This is a genomic window from Mesorhizobium sp. 10J20-29 (assembly GCF_054130485.1).
Genome location: NZ_CP199156.1, coordinates 3849731 through 3865476, shown reverse-complemented (window position 1 = coordinate 3865476; position 15746 = coordinate 3849731). Strand labels below are relative to the sequence as shown.

The 15746-nt window shown below is 64.7% G+C and carries 15 protein-coding genes and 2 tRNA genes; 9 read left to right on the top strand and 8 right to left on the bottom strand.

Translation table 11 applies throughout. The annotated features are described in order from the left end of the window. The first annotated feature begins 41 nt into the window (after nucleotides 1–41). Nucleotides 42–116, top strand: a tRNA-Glu gene (locus ACT2BZ_RS18495). 117 nt (nucleotides 117–233) lie between these two features. Here the strand turns inward: ACT2BZ_RS18495 and ACT2BZ_RS18490 are convergent. After that, nucleotides 234–1973 (bottom strand): cation:proton antiporter domain-containing protein, encoded by a 1740-nt coding sequence (locus ACT2BZ_RS18490; RefSeq protein ID WP_457936709.1) that lies wholly within the window; start codon nucleotides 1971–1973, stop codon nucleotides 234–236. A gap of 130 nt (nucleotides 1974–2103) precedes the next feature. Here ACT2BZ_RS18490 and ACT2BZ_RS18485 point away from each other — a divergent pair, with 130 nt between their 5' ends. The 3 genes from ACT2BZ_RS18485 to radC all read left to right on the top strand — a co-directional run bounded on the left by ACT2BZ_RS18485 (nucleotide 2104) and on the right by radC (nucleotide 4065). Next, nucleotides 2104–2268: a hypothetical protein gene (locus ACT2BZ_RS18485; protein WP_457936707.1), complete on the top strand. Its 165-nt coding sequence runs from the start codon at nucleotides 2104–2106 to the stop codon at nucleotides 2266–2268. 154 nt (nucleotides 2269–2422) lie between these two features. Beyond that, a complete protein-coding gene (gene map, locus ACT2BZ_RS18480) occupies nucleotides 2423–3250 on the top strand; it encodes a type I methionyl aminopeptidase (protein ID WP_457936705.1) in 828 nt (275 codons plus the stop codon). 56 nt (nucleotides 3251–3306) lie between these two features. Continuing rightward, nucleotides 3307–4065, top strand: a complete 759-nt coding sequence (gene radC / locus ACT2BZ_RS18475) for a RadC family protein (protein ID WP_457936703.1) — start codon at nucleotides 3307–3309, stop codon at nucleotides 4063–4065. Between the two features lie 62 nt (nucleotides 4066–4127). Here radC and tig read toward each other — a convergent pair whose 3' ends face one another. Further along, nucleotides 4128–5603 (bottom strand): trigger factor, encoded by a 1476-nt coding sequence (gene tig, locus ACT2BZ_RS18470; protein ID WP_457936701.1) that lies wholly within the window; start codon nucleotides 5601–5603, stop codon nucleotides 4128–4130. Nucleotides 5604–5962: 359 nt separating this feature from the next. Between tig and ACT2BZ_RS18465 the strand changes: the two genes are divergently transcribed. Next, nucleotides 5963–6045, top strand: a tRNA-Leu gene (locus ACT2BZ_RS18465). Between the two features lie 162 nt (nucleotides 6046–6207). Then, nucleotides 6208–6933 (top strand): glycosyltransferase family 25 protein, encoded by a 726-nt coding sequence (locus tag ACT2BZ_RS18460; RefSeq protein ID WP_457936700.1) that lies wholly within the window; start codon nucleotides 6208–6210, stop codon nucleotides 6931–6933. A 274-nt stretch (nucleotides 6934–7207) separates the two neighbouring features. On the opposite strand, the gene ACT2BZ_RS18455 is transcribed toward ACT2BZ_RS18460, so the two are convergent. After that, nucleotides 7208–7789 (bottom strand): GDYXXLXY domain-containing protein, encoded by a 582-nt coding sequence (locus ACT2BZ_RS18455; RefSeq protein ID WP_457936698.1) that lies wholly within the window; start codon nucleotides 7787–7789, stop codon nucleotides 7208–7210. Then, nucleotides 7786–8907 carry a DUF2157 domain-containing protein gene (locus tag ACT2BZ_RS18450; RefSeq protein ID WP_457936697.1) on the bottom strand — a complete coding sequence of 374 codons (1122 nt, stop codon included), beginning with the start codon at nucleotides 8905–8907 and terminating at the stop codon, nucleotides 7786–7788. The genes ACT2BZ_RS18455 and ACT2BZ_RS18450 overlap by 4 nt, the downstream gene beginning before the upstream one ends. 226 nt (nucleotides 8908–9133) lie before the next feature. On the opposite strand from ACT2BZ_RS18450, the gene ACT2BZ_RS18445 reads away from it, so the two are divergent. Together ACT2BZ_RS18445 and ACT2BZ_RS18440 are read left to right on the top strand one after the other, a co-directional pair. Further along, nucleotides 9134–9274, top strand: coding sequence for a DUF1127 domain-containing protein (locus ACT2BZ_RS18445; RefSeq protein ID WP_457936695.1), 141 nt, complete (start codon nucleotides 9134–9136; stop codon nucleotides 9272–9274). Nucleotides 9275–9322: 48 nt separating this feature from the next. Further along, nucleotides 9323–9463, top strand: a complete 141-nt coding sequence (locus tag ACT2BZ_RS18440; protein WP_457936693.1) for a DUF1127 domain-containing protein — start codon at nucleotides 9323–9325, stop codon at nucleotides 9461–9463. Nucleotides 9464–9783: 320 nt separating this feature from the next. Here the strand turns inward: ACT2BZ_RS18440 and ACT2BZ_RS18435 are convergent, their stop codons facing one another. Next, nucleotides 9784–10401, bottom strand: a complete 618-nt coding sequence (locus ACT2BZ_RS18435) for a hypothetical protein (protein ID WP_457936691.1) — start codon at nucleotides 10399–10401, stop codon at nucleotides 9784–9786. 115 nt (nucleotides 10402–10516) lie between these two features. Here ACT2BZ_RS18435 and trmFO point away from each other — a divergent pair, with 115 nt between their 5' ends. Continuing rightward, nucleotides 10517–11926 (top strand): methylenetetrahydrofolate--tRNA-(uracil(54)-C(5))-methyltransferase (FADH(2)-oxidizing) TrmFO, encoded by a 1410-nt coding sequence (trmFO, locus tag ACT2BZ_RS18430; protein ID WP_457936689.1) that lies wholly within the window; start codon nucleotides 10517–10519, stop codon nucleotides 11924–11926. A 6-nt stretch (nucleotides 11927–11932) separates the two neighbouring features. On the opposite strand, the gene ACT2BZ_RS18425 is transcribed toward trmFO, so the two are convergent. From ACT2BZ_RS18425 to secDF, 3 genes are read right to left on the bottom strand one after another with little or no spacing between them, the layout of a single operon-like run. Then, a complete protein-coding gene (locus tag ACT2BZ_RS18425) occupies nucleotides 11933–12760 on the bottom strand; it encodes a phytoene/squalene synthase family protein (protein ID WP_457936687.1) in 828 nt (275 codons plus the stop codon). Between the two features lie 4 nt (nucleotides 12761–12764). Continuing rightward, nucleotides 12765–13154 (bottom strand): Mth938-like domain-containing protein, encoded by a 390-nt coding sequence (locus ACT2BZ_RS18420; RefSeq protein ID WP_457936685.1) that lies wholly within the window; start codon nucleotides 13152–13154, stop codon nucleotides 12765–12767. A gap of 10 nt (nucleotides 13155–13164) precedes the next feature. Then, complete coding sequence (gene secDF / locus ACT2BZ_RS18415; RefSeq protein WP_457936683.1) at nucleotides 13165–15720, bottom strand: protein translocase subunit SecDF; 2556 nt, start codon at nucleotides 15718–15720, stop codon at nucleotides 13165–13167. Nucleotides 15721–15746 lie beyond the last annotated feature (26 nt).

Sequence of the window (15746 nt, the reverse complement as noted above, 5' to 3'; positions counted from 1 at the left end):
CCGCATCGCCGCAACGCAATTATAACCCGCCTCGTCTGAGCGCGCCCATCGTCTAGCGGTTAGGACACCGCCCTTTCACGGCGGTAACAGGGGTTCGATTCCCCTTGGGCGTACCAGACATTTTTCCAGTCCATTCTCGATGCTGACCAGGGCGCGCGCAGCGGCGCGCATTTCCGTCTGCCGATCGGTCACCTGGCCCGCCGCGCGGCTGGCTGGCGAAGTAGCCCTCGGCTTCAGTCCCCGTCCTCGTTGGCGCGCTGGTATTCCGCCTCGCGCTCGCCGGCGATGCGCGTGCGGATCAGCTCGCTTGTATAGCCGTATTCACCGAGAGCCCGGCCAGCGAGTTGCAAGCCGGCCTCGATGGCGTCGGGAATGACGAAGCTGGCGCCAGCCTTGGCCAGCCTGCGGGCATGTTCGGAATCGCTCGCCCGCGCAAGGATCGGCGCGTCTGCCCGCAACTGCCGGACGCCAGTCACGATCCGCTCGGCATCGGCGGGATCGTCCACCGTGACGACGAAGAGCCGCGCCTCGGCTGCCCCTGCCTTCAGCAGGATTTCCGGCCGCGAGGCATCGCCGAGATAGATGCGCACCCCAAGTTCGCGCTCGCGCGCCACCACGCCGGCATTGCGCTCCAGCGCGACAATCTCGGTTTCCTCGACCTCGAGTATCCGGGCAATCGTGTGCCCGACGCGGCCATAGCCGGCAATCACGACATGGTCCGACAGGCCGGCGAAATCCTCGAGGCCGGCGGCCGGGCCGGGTTCCGGCTCACGCCTCACCGCCAGAGCGCGGCCAAGCCGGGCAAGAATCGGCGCCAGCATCATCGACAGGCCGGCAATGACGCTGACGATGGTGACCGTCTGACCGTCGAGCGCGCCGGCGGCGCCTGCGGTCTGGACAACGACGAAGGCGAACTCGCCCGCCGGCGCCAGCAGGAAGGCCGCTTCCAGCGACATCGGCGCGCCGCCTGCAAAAAGCCGGCAGGCGGCGAAGGCGACGACGCCTTTGATCAGCAGCAGACCGACCAGCCCGCCAAGAACCGCCGGCAGGTGCTGCCAGGCGCCGGCGAGATCGAGTCCCATGCCGACCGTCATGAAGAACAGGCCGAGCAGCAGTCCCTTGAACGGCTCGATGTCGACTTCTGTCTGGTGCTTGAACTCGGTCTCGCCGAGCAACAGGCCGGCCAGGAAGGCGCCGAGCGGCAGCGACAGGCCGGCGCCCGCGGTGATGACGGCGCCGCCGATGACGGTGAGAAGCGTGATGCCCATCAGGAAGTCGCGCCCGCCGGCCCGCGCGGCCAGGCGAAATGCATCCTTGAGGACGAAGCGGCCGACCAGGAAAATCGCCGCCACCGCCAGCACGCCCTTGACCAGAGCCTCGGCCAACACGGTCACAAGGCCGGCATCGCTGTCGCGGCCGAGGAAACCCACCAGGATGAGGATGGGCGCGACCATCAGGTCCTGGAATAGCAGCACGGCAAGTGCTGTGCGGCCGACCGGCTGGGTCGCCCGCTTCTCGTCGGTCAGCACCTGCATGACGATTGCCGTGGAAGAGAGCGCGAGCGCCAGGCCGACCGCAATCGCCGCGGGAACGGTCGCGCCGGTCACCACCGCGGCACCGCCGATCAGCACGGCGCTGATTCCGGCCTGCAGGCCACCGGCACCCAGCACCGCCCGGCGCAATGCCCACAGTCTCTCGAAGGAGAGTTCGAGGCCGAGGAGGAACAACAGGAACAGTACGCCCAGCTCTGCGAAGGGTTCGGCGGCGGCGGGATCGGCGATCGAAACGTAGGACAACAGCGGAAAGGCCTTGGCCAACGTGCCGATTCCGAAGGGTCCGAGGGCCACGCCGGCAAGCAGGAAGCCGAGCACGGCCGGCACGCGGGCAAGCCGAAGCACGGGTATGACGATGCCAGCCGCCACCAGGAAGACGATCGCGTCGTTCAGCCATATGTCGTGTGTCGTGGTCTCCACGCCCGCCCTTCCTGGCCTGACTGGTCCCGTCTCATCCGATGCGCGGCTTTGCGGCGGCGGGGGACTCCTTTGCAGCCTGAGGCTGTGCTATTGCAGAAGCCATTGCAATGGAGACTTGACGATGCGACGCATGGCCTACTTCACCTTGTTGCCCCTGATGTTGCTTGCCGCCTGCCAGAGTACCGCGCCGCAGCAGAACGGCAACCGCGCCTGCACGCAGCGCGAGAGCGATGCGGGTTCGTGCAACCGCAGTGAGTCGCTGTCGTCGTTTCCCGAACTCGCCAACGTCAACTAGGGCCGTCCGAACCTCACTTGCGACCTGGCCCGGCGGAGAAGGATCTGCCGGGCGCCCGGATCCAGTTTGGACTTGAACGCGCGGCTCGCAAGTGCCAAATCTGGCCCAACCGGGCTTACCCAGAACGAGCCCAACAGACGAACCGGATTTTCCGATGACCACCTATCTCGACGCCACAACGGCTCCGCTGCGCAACACCGGCCAGATCCGCCTCTACGGCGAGGAAGGCTTTGAAGGCATGCGCAAGGCGAGCGCCATCACCGCGGCTTGCCTCGACGAGCTGGTCGACAGGGTGGCCCCCGGCGTGACGACCGAGGCAATCGACCGTTTCGTCTACGAATACGGCATGGACCACGGCGCAATCCCCGCGACGCTCAACTACCGTGGCTACACCAAGTCGTCCTGCACCTCGATCAACCACGTGGTCTGCCACGGCATTCCCGACAACAAGCCGCTCAAGGAAGGTGACATCGTCAACATCGACGTGACCTTCATCCTCGACGGCTGGCACGGCGATTCCAGCCGCATGTACCCGGTCGGCCCGATCAAGCGTGCGGCCGAACGGCTGCTCGAGGTGACGCATGAATGCCTGATGCGCGGCATCGCGGCGATCAGGCCCGGTGCGCGCACCGGCGCTATCGGCGCGGCGATCCAGTCCTACGCGGAAGCTGAACGCTGCTCGGTGGTGCGCGATTTCTGCGGCCACGGCGTCGGGCAGCTGTTCCATGACGCGCCAAACATCCTGCATTACGGCAGCGCGACCGACGGCGTCGAGATGCGCGAGGGCATGATCTTCACCGTCGAGCCGATGATCAATCTCGGCCGCCCGCATGTGAAGGTGCTGTCGGACGGCTGGACCGCCGTCACGCGCGACCGCTCGCTCTCCGCGCAGTACGAGCACACGATCGGCGTCACCGCCGACGGCTGCGAAATCTTCACGCTTTCGCCGAAAGGGCTCGACCGGCCGGGCCTGCCCTCCTAGTATTTCGCCGTTGAGCGGCAGTCTTGTGCCGCACTCTGTTCACGGCGTGTCTTTGCATGGCGGACGAAGTCGAAGACGAGCGGGGCTTTTTCGGCGAGCAGCCGGCTGTTGCAGTCGGCAAAGTTCATACCGGACAAGAAAAGCCGCACTATCTGGGACATCGGGAGCGGCTGCGCGAACGCTTTCTTGCGTCGCACTCCGGCGACGGCTTCGCCGACTACGAGTTGCTTGAACTCATCCTGTTCCGGCTGATACCGCGGGCGGACACCAAGCCGGTCGCCAAGGCACTGCTCGCGCGCTTCGGCTCGCTGTCGCAGGTTCTCGGCGCTCCGGTCCCCCTGCTTTGCGAGGTCAAGGGCGTCGGGCCTTCCGTGGCGCTCGACCTCAAAGTCGTGGCAGCTGCCGGCCGGCGCATGGCGCGTGGCGAGATCAGCACCCGCGAACTCCTGTCGTCGTGGAACAAGGTACTCGACTATTGCCGCGCCTCGATGGCCTTCGAAGAGCGCGAACAGTTCCGCATCCTCTTCCTCGACAAGAAGAACGGCCTGATCGCCGACGAGGTGCAGCAGACCGGGACTGTCGACCACACGCCTGTCTATCCGCGCGAGGTGGTCAAGCGGGCGCTGGAACTGTCGTCCACGGCCATCATCCTCGTCCACAACCACCCGTCGGGCGACCCGACCCCGTCGCGCGCCGACATCGACATGACCAAGACCATCATCGAGACAGGCCGGCAACTCGGCATTTCGGTGCATGACCACATCATCATCGGCAAGAACGGCTTTGCCAGCATGAAGGGCCTGCAGCTCATCTGATCCCGATAGCAAAAAGGCCGCTCCAGAGAGCGGCCTTTTCAGGAACGGGCAGAGCCGGAAGCCTATTCGGCGTCCTTGGCGGCAGCCTTTTTCTTCGGCGCGGCCTTCTTCTTCGGCTCATCGGCGCTGTCGGCATCGGCCTTCTTGGCAGCGGCCTTCTTCGGCGCGGCCTTCTTGGCCGGCTTGGTCGTTTCGGCCTCCTCGTCGTCGGCCATCAGCTCTTCCTTGGAGACCTTCTGTTCGGTGACCGTGATCTCCGCGAGCAGGTGGTCGATGACCTTTTCCTCGAACAGCGGTGCACGGATCGAGGAGATGGCGTTCGGGTTGGAGCGGTAGAACTCGAAGGCTTCCTGCTGCTGATTGGCCGGGAAGCGGCGAACCGTCTCGAACAGGGCGCGCTGCACCTCGTCGTCGGCAACCGTCACACCGGCCTTGTCGCCGATCTCGGCGAGAACCAGACCGAGACGGACGCGGCGCTCTGCGAGCTTGGTGTACTCGGCACGGGCCTCTTCCTCGGTGGTCTCTTCGTCGGCAAAGGTGCGGCCGGCGGCCTCGAGGTCGCGGTTGACCTGATTCCAGATGTTGTCGAACTCGGCTTCGACGAGCTTGGACGGCGCTTCGAACTGGTAGGTCTGGTCGAGCTGGTCGAGCAGCTGGCGCTTGAGCTTCTGGCGCGTCATCTGGCCGAACTGGTTCTCGATCTGGCCGCGCACGATCTCGCGCAGCTTGTCGAGGCTCTCCAGGCCGAGCGACTTGGCCATCTCGTCGTTGATCTCGAGCTTGCCCGGCTTGGCGACTTCCTTGACCGTGACGTCGAAGGTTGCCTCGCGGCCGGCAAGATGGGGCGCGGAGTAGTTTTCCGGGAAGCTCACGGTGATCTGCTTCTCGTCACCCGCCTTGATGCCGACCAGTTGCTCCTCGAAACCGGGGATGAATTCCTTCGAGCCGATGACCAGCGGCTGGTCGACGCCTGCGCCGCCTTCGAAGGCCACGCCGTCGATCTTGCCAACATAGTCGATGGTGACGCGGTCGCCGTCGGCGGCCTTGCCATCCTTGGTCTCGTAGCTGCGCGACGATTCGGCGACGCGTGCCACCTGCTCGTCGATTTCGGAATCCGGAACGTCGAAGACCTGGCGGGTCACCGAGATGCCGGCAAAATCCTTGATCTCTATCGCCGGGATGACTTCGTAGGAAAGCTGGAACTCGAAGTCGGCGCCGCCGGCGAGGATCTTCTCGGCTTCCTTCTCGTCCTCGGTCATGGTGACTTCGGGCTGCATGGCGGCCTTCTCGCCGCGGTCGGCGATGATGTGGCGCGTCGAGTTGGACAGGATCTCGTTGACCACTTCGGCCATGAAGGACTTGCCGTAGACCTTGCGCAGGTGCGGGATCGGCACCTTGCCGGGACGGAAGCCGTTGATGCGGACCTTGGTCTTGGCGTCGTTCAGCCGCTCCATGAGCTTGGCTTCCATGTCGCCGGCCGGAACCGTGACCTTGATCTCGCGCTTCAGGCCGGAATTCAGAGTCTCGGTAACCTGCATGTCAAAAAAACCTTTGTTTCCAAGAATCCGGCAACCTGCAACGGCTCCTTGCCGTTCAGCCTGCCGGAATATTCGTTGCCGGAGTGGCTTTAGAGGTGCGGGTGGAGCTTCCAGAGCCTACGGCGTCAGCCGAAGCGGCACCATGGGCCCAAAAGCACCCCGAAAATGTGCGTAAGTCTTTGTTTTTCCTGCTTCTTACCACATTCACGGGAAGCGTATCGTTCTGTCCCGTCACATTTGTCACGCCTTTTGTCATAGCCGCGCCGAATTTTCAACTATCTTTGCACGGCAAAGCCTTGCGCAGCATAGAGGCCGCGAGATTGACAGAATGATGGCGACGTGGGATTGGGCGGGCTCCAGCGGGTATGGCGGAATTGGTAGACGCACCAGATTTAGGTTCTGGCGTGAAAACGTGGGGGTTCGAGTCCCTCTACCCGCACCATATTGTGGGCCGACACCACCGTCGTCTTCTACCGCAGCATGCGCCCAAACGCTCCTGGTATTCTGTTCGTCTACCGCCAATAGTGCTGACCCAAGGCGGGTTTGTGGGATAGTCGGTTCTGACGACATCGTTGGTTTGTAGTATAGCGCCGACATGGGCGCCATGAATCGGAAGGTCTTCGACCAGGTCTACACGCGAGTCTGCCACGTGAAGCAGGGCCTTGAGGGCCGCCGCACCCATATCGAACGCGAGTTTTCAAAGCGTGGCGTCCCGGTCGAATTCTTCCTCGACCACGACGTCCCGGACATTGACCGTGCCGAGTTGGCCGCCGTTCCGATAAGGCCAGGAGAGTTTTCAGTGGCCCTGAAGCACGTCGGCATCTGGCGGGCCTTCGTCGATACCGGCAAGCCATACTGCCTGGTCTTCGAGGATGACGTCTTTCTCGCCCCCGATTTCGTCCATAAGCTCGGCCTTTGCCTGTATGAATTCGGCGACCCTGCCCGGAGGGCCGCCGTGTATCTCGGCAACGGCTGCAACTTCCACATCCCGGCGAGCGACATCGTTCCCGGGCAACATCTCTATAGATCGAACACGAGCCGGTGCACGGATTCCTACCTGATCACGCGGCCGGTAGCGGAAGCCCGGCTCGATTGGCTCGAGCGCAATCCACTGACGCTCCCCATCGATCATCAGGTCAACGTGATGGACGAGGAACTGGGCATCGAAGTGCTCTGGTTCGAGCCAACGATTGTCGAGCAGTGTTCTGAAAACGGCGCGTTTGCGAGTTCGCTCCGCGCCAGCAGTCGCCCCGGCAGGTTCCGCAGACTGATCAGGAAGTGGAAGAAGGCCGTGATGCAGCTGCGGGGCAAGGGATATACCGGGGCCTAGCCACTCTCAGCTTCCCGTCGCACCACGCGCGTCTCTTGAAACTCCTCAGGCGTAAGGCCGCAAGCCGCACGAAAGAACCGGAAGACAACACGATATGTCCTGCCGATGCAGGTCACAATCTGTCGCTGCAGCCCTTTCCGCCCGAGGCATGTCGTGACCACGGCGACCGTACGGGAAACATCAGGAGGGCACCCGACAGGAGGTTGGGCGTCCTGGAAAGCGCGGGGGATGACCCGACACTGGTGCACGCTATACCCGCGCCATCCACCGCTTCCTAGTACAGCGGCTCCTCGTAGAGCTTCCTGTCGCCGTCCATCAGCGCCTTGATCTGCGGCGTGCCGTCGCTGGCGACCGCGGCCAGGATGCCGAAGGAGCGCTCGCGCATGTCCGTTTCGATGTCGCGGCCCTCGCCTTCCGGCACGTAGAACCGGTCAATATCGTAGCGGACGCTGAGCGAGGCGTCCGGCCCAAGGGACCAACCGCCGTCGATCTCTCCCCTGATGTCGACCTGTCCTGGCGGCGCAGCTTCGGCTGAAAGGTGGCCAAGCGTTGCCGACCGCGCACGCCAGAAGCCGTCATCGTCCTTGCCCAGGCGGACAAACACGGGCCCCTCCTCCGTCACGAACGCGCCCGAGGGCGCATTGTCGAGCAGTTTCACCGGAACACTGCGGATCTCGTAGCCCAGCCGGACATAGTCGCCGCGCAGCAGGTCGCGCGGATCGACTGGCTCCACCTTGAGGAGAACTTCCTTGCCGTTGCGCAGGATCGCGGCGCGCCCCGCGATATTCCAGGACAGGAAGCCGATTTGCGCCAAAGCCAGGAGCAGCGCCGCGATGACCAGCCGCTTGCCGTTCATGCTGTCACTCCTTCCGTCGCATCGGGCATCTTCATTCGTCTTTCGACCCGGATGATCACAAAGGCCAGAAGTGCCAGGAGGACGCCCGCCGCCAGGAAGAAGCCGGCGGTACCCAGCATGTCCTCGATCAGCACGGCATAGACCATGCACAGTTCGGCGCCGAAGCCGGCATAGGCGAGCCAGCGCAGCCCGCGGCTTTCACGCCCGGCCAGCACGACGGCGGCGACAATGCCCGCGAGGCCGACTGTGGCCGCCAGCGCAAATCCACCGCTTGCCCCGACGCCGCCGGCGAGCTGGAACTGGATCAGGAAGATGCCCGCCAGGAAGCCGATAAGCGCATGGACGGGCAGCCGCCTGTCGATCTGCATGACCCTGTCGACGGGTTCGGGTTCGGCCACGGCAAGACCGAAAATGGCGACACAGACCGCCGCCAGCGCGAGCGCGGTCAGCATGACATCGTGATCGATGGCCAACATCACGGCGTAGAGCACGATCGACAACAGCAGCAGATGCCGGGCAGCGGCGCTTTTCGTCCAGTAGGACAAGAGCCACAATACGGGGGCGATGGCGAGGAAGGCGTGCGGGAAGTCGCTCGCCCGCCAGAAATCCGAGCCACAAAAGAACAGCCAGGCCGCGGCGAGGCCAACGGCTGCCATGGTGAGCGGGCCGGAGCGAAGTGCGGCGGCAGCGACCGCCGTACCGATGCACCAAACCAGAATCGCTTCGGTTTCGTCGCCGGACAGATGGTACATCTGCCCGATCAGCGCGATCGATCCTCCAAAAGCCGCCGCGGCGACCAGCCAGGCTGCTTCGGCGATCGCGGAATGGTCGTTCGTCTTCAAGACCGCACCACCGACATAGCCGGCGAGAATGATGGCAAAAAGGCCGGCGATCCGACCGAGCCTGGGGATCGCCTCCCAGTTGGAGGCCACAAAAACCAGGATCGCCGCGCCGAGCAGCAGAGCGGCCGTTATTGCCAGGATCGAACCGAAGCTCAGCGAGCGGCGGTCATGCGCATCGATGTCGCGCCGCAGTGCCTCGGCGACGATCGCGTCGATCAGGCCTGCGTCCAGCCACCGCTCGATATCCTTGCGCACACGCGACGCATAACCAGCCATGGATATTCTCCATTGCGGCCGGCTGCGAAGCCAAGCCATTGACCCCACGGTACTTTATCAGATTCGGCCCTACTGTGACAGAAGCGTGAAAGCGGCCGGATTGTGCGATGCACAATTTGCATTGCTGCCATGCAGCATTGGCGATTTAAATGTGCAACGCGTTCACCTATCTTCGCTTCATACGAAAAGTCGGAATGATCCGAAAGAAAGACGAACGAGAAATTCGATGAACATGATCCGCAACTATCGCAACTGGCGCCGCTACCGTGACACGGTCACCGAGCTCAACCGCCTGTCAAACCGCGAACTGACCGACCTCGGCATCAGCCGCGGCGAAATACCTTTCGTCGCCCGCAAGTCGGCCTGACCCTTCGGACCGTCAGCGGTCCGAACCAGAATTTGAGAGAGAACGACAATGAACCTGATCCGCAACTACCGCAACTGGCGCGCTTATCGCGACACGGTCGATGCACTCGGTCGCTTGTCGAACCGTAGCCTTGAAGACCTCGGCATCGACCGCAGCGAAATCCGCAAGGTGGCGCGCAAGTCGCTCTGACGAGCAGAGATTTCGGCCGGGTCTACCTCCTCCCAGACCCTGCCGGATACGGTCGGCTTTCACCTCCTCCCGAAAGCTGGCCACCAAAACGGCGCCCGCCGCACCTCCTCCCGCGGCGGGCGTTGTTACCCCAAGAGGCCTTGCCCCTTTTCAAACCGGCAAGAGAGATTTCGTCAGGACCCACCTCCTCCCGGGAAATGGCGAATACGGTCGGCTTTCACCTCCTCCCGGAAGCTGGCCACAAAAACGACACCCGCCGGATCTCCTCCCCCGGCGGGTGTTGTCATTTCAGGCCCAGGCCATCGCACCAATCCGTGAAATCAGGAATCGAGGGCGCCGCTCGAAAGATAGCCGCGTGGCTTCCACTCGCTCATCGGAATGACGTCCGGGGCTCCGCCCATCGGCGCGTAATAGGAATCGACCGCCCAGGTCACGCCCTTGGGATCGCGGATGACCGCCGTCCAGTGCGGATAGCGGCCGTCGATGAAATGCCCGCGCGAAGCATTCCGCTCCACCTTGTGGTGCTTCAGCATGCCGCGCTTGGCAAGGTAGCTGAGCAACGCCCGCGTGTTGGTCGCCTCGTCGATGCAGTCCATCTGTCCCCGGATGCGCGAGGCACCGAGCTTGGCGCTGGGCTCGTCGCGCACGCCGGTCACCTGGAAGGAACGGTCCTCGAAGTAGCGCACCGCGCGCGAAATCGCCTTTCGCTCGGCCGCCGGGCTCGCCTTGCCGCGGGCCATGATTGCCTTGAATCTGGCGCCATCCCGCGCGCCGAGTTCGAGCCTGGTCTTGAAGGTGCAGCCGTAGCCGTGGCAGACGGACAGACGCGCCGGCGCGGCATAGCCGAGCGTTTCAACCGGGGTCTCCGGGCTCGTGGAGGTGCATCCGGCAAGGATGAGGAGTGCCAGCGCTGCGCCGGCCTGACGGATAAGGCTCATGTGCAAGTCTAACTCCTGCCCTTTGTGCACCGCAACCCGAGCGGGGTCCGCCACAGGCCGCCATACACCGAAAGCCTCGTTGCATTCGCGCCATGGAGGCCTTATTGCGGCAGCCATGACCCTCAAACCCATTCATATCGTCGGCGGCGGCCTTGCCGGTTCCGAAGCCGCCTGGCAGGCGGCCGAGGCAGGCGTGCCGGTCGTTCTGCACGAAATGCGCCCCGTGCGCGGTACCGACGCGCACAAGACGGACGGACTGGCCGAACTGGTCTGTTCCAACTCCTTCCGTTCCGACGACGCCCAGAGCAACGCGGTCGGCCTGCTGCATGCCGAGATGCGCCTTGCCGGCTCCCTCATCATGGCGTCGGGCGACGCCAACCAGGTGCCGGCGGGCGGCGCACTCGCCGTAGACCGCGACGGATTCTCCGCCGCGGTGACAGCCCGGCTCGAGGCGCACCCTCTGATCGAGATAGCGCGCGAGGAAGTGACCGGCCTGCCGCCCGAGGACTGGGACCAGGCCATCGTCGCCACCGGTCCGCTGACGGCGCCATCGCTCGCCGAGGCAATCGCCGAGGCGACGGGCGCCGACGCGCTCGCCTTCTTCGATGCCATCGCCCCGATCATCCATTTCGAGTCCATCGACATGGACACGTGCTGGTTCCAGTCGCGCTACGACAAGGTCGGTCCGGGCGGCACCGGCAAGGACTACATCAACTGCCCGATGGACAAGGAGCAGTACGAGGCCTTCATCGCCGCGCTGGTCGAGGGCCAGAAGACCGAGTTCAAGCAGTGGGAAGGCACGCCCTATTTCGACGGCTGCCTGCCGATCGAGGTGATGGCCGAGCGCGGACCGGAGACGGCGCGCTGGGGCCCGATGAAGCCAATGGGCCTGACCAACGCGCACAACCCTACCGTCAAGGCGCATGCCGTCGTGCAGCTCCGGCAGGACAATGCGCTCGGCACGCTCTACAACATGGTCGGCTTCCAGACCAAGCTGAAGCATGGCGAGCAGGTCCGCATCTTCCGCACGATCCCCGGGCTCGAAAACGCCGAGTTCGCCCGCCTCGGCGGCCTGCATCGCAACACCTACATCAACTCGCCGACCCTGCTCGATCCGTCGCTGCAGCTGAAGACCCGCCCCGGCCTGCGCTTTGCCGGCCAGATCACGGGCTGCGAAGGCTATGTCGAGAGCGCCGCCATCGGCCTGCTCGCCGGGCGTTTCGCCGCGGCCGAGCGCCTCGGCCTGGCACCTGCGCTGCCGCCCCTCACCACGGCCTTCGGCGCGCTGCTCAACCACATCACCGGCGGCCACATCGTCTCGGACGACGAGCCGGGCAAGCGGTCCTTCCAGCCGATGAACGTCAATTTCGGGCTGTTCCCGCCGGTCGAGGTGGTCAAGCCCGAGGGCAAGCGCCTGCGCGGCAAGGACAAGACGGTCGCCCGCCGCCACGCCATTACGGCGCGCGCCATCGCCGACTGCCGCCAGTGGCTGGGCATCGAGGCGGCGACCGAAGCCGCCGAATAGTCAGCGTCAGCCGCGCGTCGCGCGCCTGAAGATCAGCCAGTGTTTCCGGACGGCCGCAATGTCGAGACCTTGCGTCAGGACTTCGGCCTCCCGTCCTGACAGCCTGTCGAGATAGGCGCCGGTCAGCGAGACCGGCAGGAAGGCCGGGCGAAGCGTCTCGGGCAAGGCTGCGGCGCCAGCCTCGAAGGCCGACAGGTGCTCGCGCGCCAGCGCGCCCATCGCCTGGACGGCGCGCACTTCGGCGTCTCCGCTGTCTTTGACGAAAGCCTCGGGCGACGAGCCGACCGCCGAAAGAATATCGCGCGGCACGTAGCACTGGTTGCGCGCCCGGTGCAGGGGCATGAGGCGGATCAGCCCGGCGATCGCCTGAGCGCAACCGGCCCTGCCCGCCAGTTCGGCATGGGCGGGCGCCGCGTCGGCATCGAGAACCATCGCCGCAAGCTGGATCAGCACCGCGGCGGTTTCGCCGCAATAGCCCTCGAGGTCCTGCCGCGTCGGCATCGGGTCGTCGTAGAGATCGACGATCCGCGCCTCGAGATAGTTGGCGAAGGCCTGACGCGGCAGGCCGTGATCGCGGATGACAGCAAGAAGCACCTCGGCGACGGGATGGCCGGCCGCCGCCTCGGGATTTTCGGCATCGATCAGGTCGCGCCACCATTGCAGGCGGATCTCGCCGGGCAGCGGCTGCGAAATCCGGTCGCGGATGCCGGCAATCTCGGCGTTGAAAGCGTACAGCGCCTGCAGCGCGCCGCGCTTGTCCTGCGGCGCGTAGAGCGTCGTCAGGTAGCGGTCGGGGTCGGTGTTGCGCAAGGTCGCGACGGCGGAGGCGTCCATGGCGTCAGTCAACGGCGACCAGCGCGGCTGCGACGGCACGATCTTCGGCCAGAAGCACGTTGTAGGTCCGGACCGCGGCTCCGGTCGACATGGCGTCGATCGAGATTCCGGCCTGCCGGAAGGCCTCGCGCAGCGGCGCCGGCAGCAGGCCCGGCTCGCGTCCGAGCCCGACCAGCATGATCTGTATGTCGTTGGCTTCGGCGAGCGCTTGGACGAAATCTTCGGGCGTTAGCCGCGAAGGATCTGCCGGCTGCCAGCCATGCACGCCGGACGGCAGGCAGAGGATCGAGCCGCGATGCGACATGTCGGCGAAGCGGAAGCCGCCATTGCCATAGGCATCGACCGGCGCGCGTCCGGGAAAATGCGCATCCCGGACGATGATTCCACCCGCCATCTTCAGGCCGTCAGGTGGTGACCGCCTTCTCCACCGACGGCTGCTGCTCGTCACCCGAAGAGGCTGCGGAACCGGGGCGCAGCTTGAACAGGATCAGCAGTGGCGCGGCGATGAAGATCGACGAGTAGGTGCCGAACACCACGCCGAACAGCATGGCGGCCGTGAAGGAACGGATGACCTCGCCACCGAAGATGAACAGCGCCAGCAGGGCCAGGATCGTCGTCATCGACGTCATGGTCGTGCGCGACAGAGTCGTGTTGATGGCGTTGTTCAACAGTTCGGGCAGCGGCATCTTCTTGAATCGTCGGAGATCCTCGCGGATTCGGTCATAGACGACCACCGTATCGTTCAGCGAGTAGCCGACGATCGTCAGGATGGCGGCGATGGACGATTGGTTGAACTCGATGCCGCTGATGACGAAGAACCCGACCGTCATCACGATATCGTGGATCGTGGCGATGATCGCACCGAGCGCGAACTGCCATTCGAAGCGGAACCAGACATAGATCAGCACGAGGCCGAGCGCGACGATGACGCCGATCGTGCCCTGCCGGGCCAGTTCGCTCGACACGGTCGGGCCGACGGTCTCGACACGGCGGAACTCGTAGTCGCTCTCGAGTTCTCCGCGCACCTTGGTCACGACAGTCTGCTCGGCATTGTCGCCGCTGTCCTGGCTGCCGACGCGGATCAGCACGTCGCTGGTCTGGCCGAACTGCTGCACCTGCACGTCGCCGATGTTGAGGTCGGAGAGCCGCGCCCTGATGTCGGCGAGATCGGCCGTGCCGGTCTTGGCCTGCACCTCGATCAGCGAGCCACCCTTGAAGTCGACGCCATAGTTCATGTTGACGGTCATGAACAGGACGACAGACAGGATGGACAGCGCGCCGGACAGCGCAAAAGTGTAGCGCCGGATGCCCATGAAGGGGATCTTCGTGTCCGTCGGAATGAGCCGCACCGGTGCCCAGGGCAGTTCCTTGGGCTTGCTGCGGCGGACCCATTCGGCAATCAGCCAGCGCGTAAAGGTGAAGGCGGTGAAGACCGTCGTGATGATGCCGATGGCGAGCGTCACGGCAAAGCCCTTGACCGGGCCGGTGCCGAGATAGAACAGCACCGCGGCGGCAATCAGCGTCGTCAGGTTGGCGTCAAGGATTGTCGCCAGCGCCTTCGCGAAGCCGGTGTCGATGGCCTGGATGACGGAGCGGCCGTTGCGCCGCTCCTCGCGTATGCGCTCGTAGATCAGCACGTTGGAGTCGACGGCCATGCCGATGGTCAGCACGATGCCGGCGATGCCCGGCAGCGTCAGCGTGGCGCCCAGTATCGACAGCAGCGCGACGATCATGGCGACGTTGGCGACCAGGGCGACATTGGCGATGATGCCAAGCCAGCCATAGGCAAGCACCATGAAGACCAGGGTCAGGATGGCGCCGATCACGCCGGCGACCTTGCCGGCGGAAATCGAGTCGGCGCCGAGGCTCGGGCCGACGGTGCGCTCTTCGACGATGGTCAGGTTGGCGGGCAGCGCACCGGCGCGCAGCAGCACGGCAAGGTCGTTGGCGCCTTCAACCGTGAAGCTGCCGGAAATCTGGCCGGTGCCGCCGAGGATGGGCTCGCGGATCTGCGGTGCCGAAATGACCTGGTCGTCGAGGATGATGGCAAACAGCTTGCCGACATTCTGCTGGGTCGCCTGGCCGAAGCGCTGCGCACCCTTGGAATCGAAGCGGAAGGTGACGACCGGCTCGCTGGTGCGCTGGTCGAACGAGGCCTGCGCGTCGACGAGGTTTTCGCCGGACACGATGACGCGATTCTCGATCAGGTAGGGGACCGGCGGATCGTCGGTCGAGTACATGATCGTCGAGCCGGCTGGCGGTCGGCCCTCGATGGCCTCCTGCACAGGCACCGTCTGGTCGACCATCTGGAATGTCAGCTTCGCCGTCTGGCCAAGAATGTCCTTCAGGCGCTGCGGGTCCTGCAGGCCCGGCACCTGCACGAGGATGCGGTCGTTGCCCTGGCGCTGGATGATCGGCTCGGTTGTTCCGAGTTCGTTGACGCGGCGGCCCACCACCTCGATGGACTGTGTCAGCGCGGCCTGCAAACGGTAATCGATGCCTTCAGGCGTCAACGTGTAGCGCAGAACGTTGGGCTCCGGCTCGGTCAGCGTCAGTTCGACAATGTTGCCGCCCCCGAACACGCTCGAGGCGATCGGATCAAGCAGCGAGGACAGCGCTTCCTTGGCGGCGGCAAGCTGGGCAGCGTCGCGGATGCGCACCTGCACCGTGTTGCCGCTGCCCGTCAGGCCCGTATAGCCGATCTTGGCGTCGCGCAGCTGGGTGCGGATATCGTCGCGTGTGGTCTCCAGGCGTTCGTCGACAAGGTCCTGGCGCTCAATCTGCAGCAGGATGTGCGAACCGCCCTGTAGGTCGAGACCGAGAGTCATCTGCCGCTTGGGCAACCAGTCAGGAAGACTGGACAGAACGGACTGCGGGAACAGGTTGGGTGCCGCAAACAGCAGCCCGAGCAGAACGACCGCCCAGATCGAGATCGTCTTCCAGCGCGAGAAATACAGCATCGTCGGTCTTCCGTTCAGGCGAAGGG

Bases quoted from the DNA above. Each gene is read 5' to 3' on its own strand.
- ACT2BZ_RS18485 (WP_457936707.1), top strand. From the start codon at position 2,104: ATGGCCTACTTCACCTTGTTGCCCCTGATGTTGCTTGCCGCCTGCCAG.
- trmFO (WP_457936689.1), top strand. From the start codon at position 10,517: ATGACCCTCAAACCCATTCATATCGTCGGCGGCGGCCTTGCCGGTTCC.
- ACT2BZ_RS18425 (WP_457936687.1), bottom strand. From the start codon at position 12,760: ATGGACGCCTCCGCCGTCGCGACCTTGCGCAACACCGACCCCGACCGC.
- radC (WP_457936703.1), top strand. From the start codon at position 3,307: ATGGCGGACGAAGTCGAAGACGAGCGGGGCTTTTTCGGCGAGCAGCCG.
- ACT2BZ_RS18455 (WP_457936698.1), bottom strand. From the start codon at position 7,789: ATGAACGGCAAGCGGCTGGTCATCGCGGCGCTGCTCCTGGCTTTGGCG.
- map (WP_457936705.1), top strand. From the start codon at position 2,423: ATGACCACCTATCTCGACGCCACAACGGCTCCGCTGCGCAACACCGGC.
- ACT2BZ_RS18440 (WP_457936693.1), top strand. From the start codon at position 9,323: ATGAACCTGATCCGCAACTACCGCAACTGGCGCGCTTATCGCGACACG.
- ACT2BZ_RS18420 (WP_457936685.1), bottom strand. From the start codon at position 13,154: ATGGCGGGTGGAATCATCGTCCGGGATGCGCATTTTCCCGGACGCGCG.
- ACT2BZ_RS18460 (WP_457936700.1), top strand. From the start codon at position 6,208: ATGAATCGGAAGGTCTTCGACCAGGTCTACACGCGAGTCTGCCACGTG.
- ACT2BZ_RS18435 (WP_457936691.1), bottom strand. From the start codon at position 10,401: ATGAGCCTTATCCGTCAGGCCGGCGCAGCGCTGGCACTCCTCATCCTT.
- tig (WP_457936701.1), bottom strand. From the start codon at position 5,603: ATGCAGGTTACCGAGACTCTGAATTCCGGCCTGAAGCGCGAGATCAAG.
- ACT2BZ_RS18450 (WP_457936697.1), bottom strand. From the start codon at position 8,907: ATGGCTGGTTATGCGTCGCGTGTGCGCAAGGATATCGAGCGGTGGCTG.
- secDF (WP_457936683.1), bottom strand. From the start codon at position 15,720: ATGCTGTATTTCTCGCGCTGGAAGACGATCTCGATCTGGGCGGTCGTT.
- ACT2BZ_RS18445 (WP_457936695.1), top strand. From the start codon at position 9,134: ATGAACATGATCCGCAACTATCGCAACTGGCGCCGCTACCGTGACACG.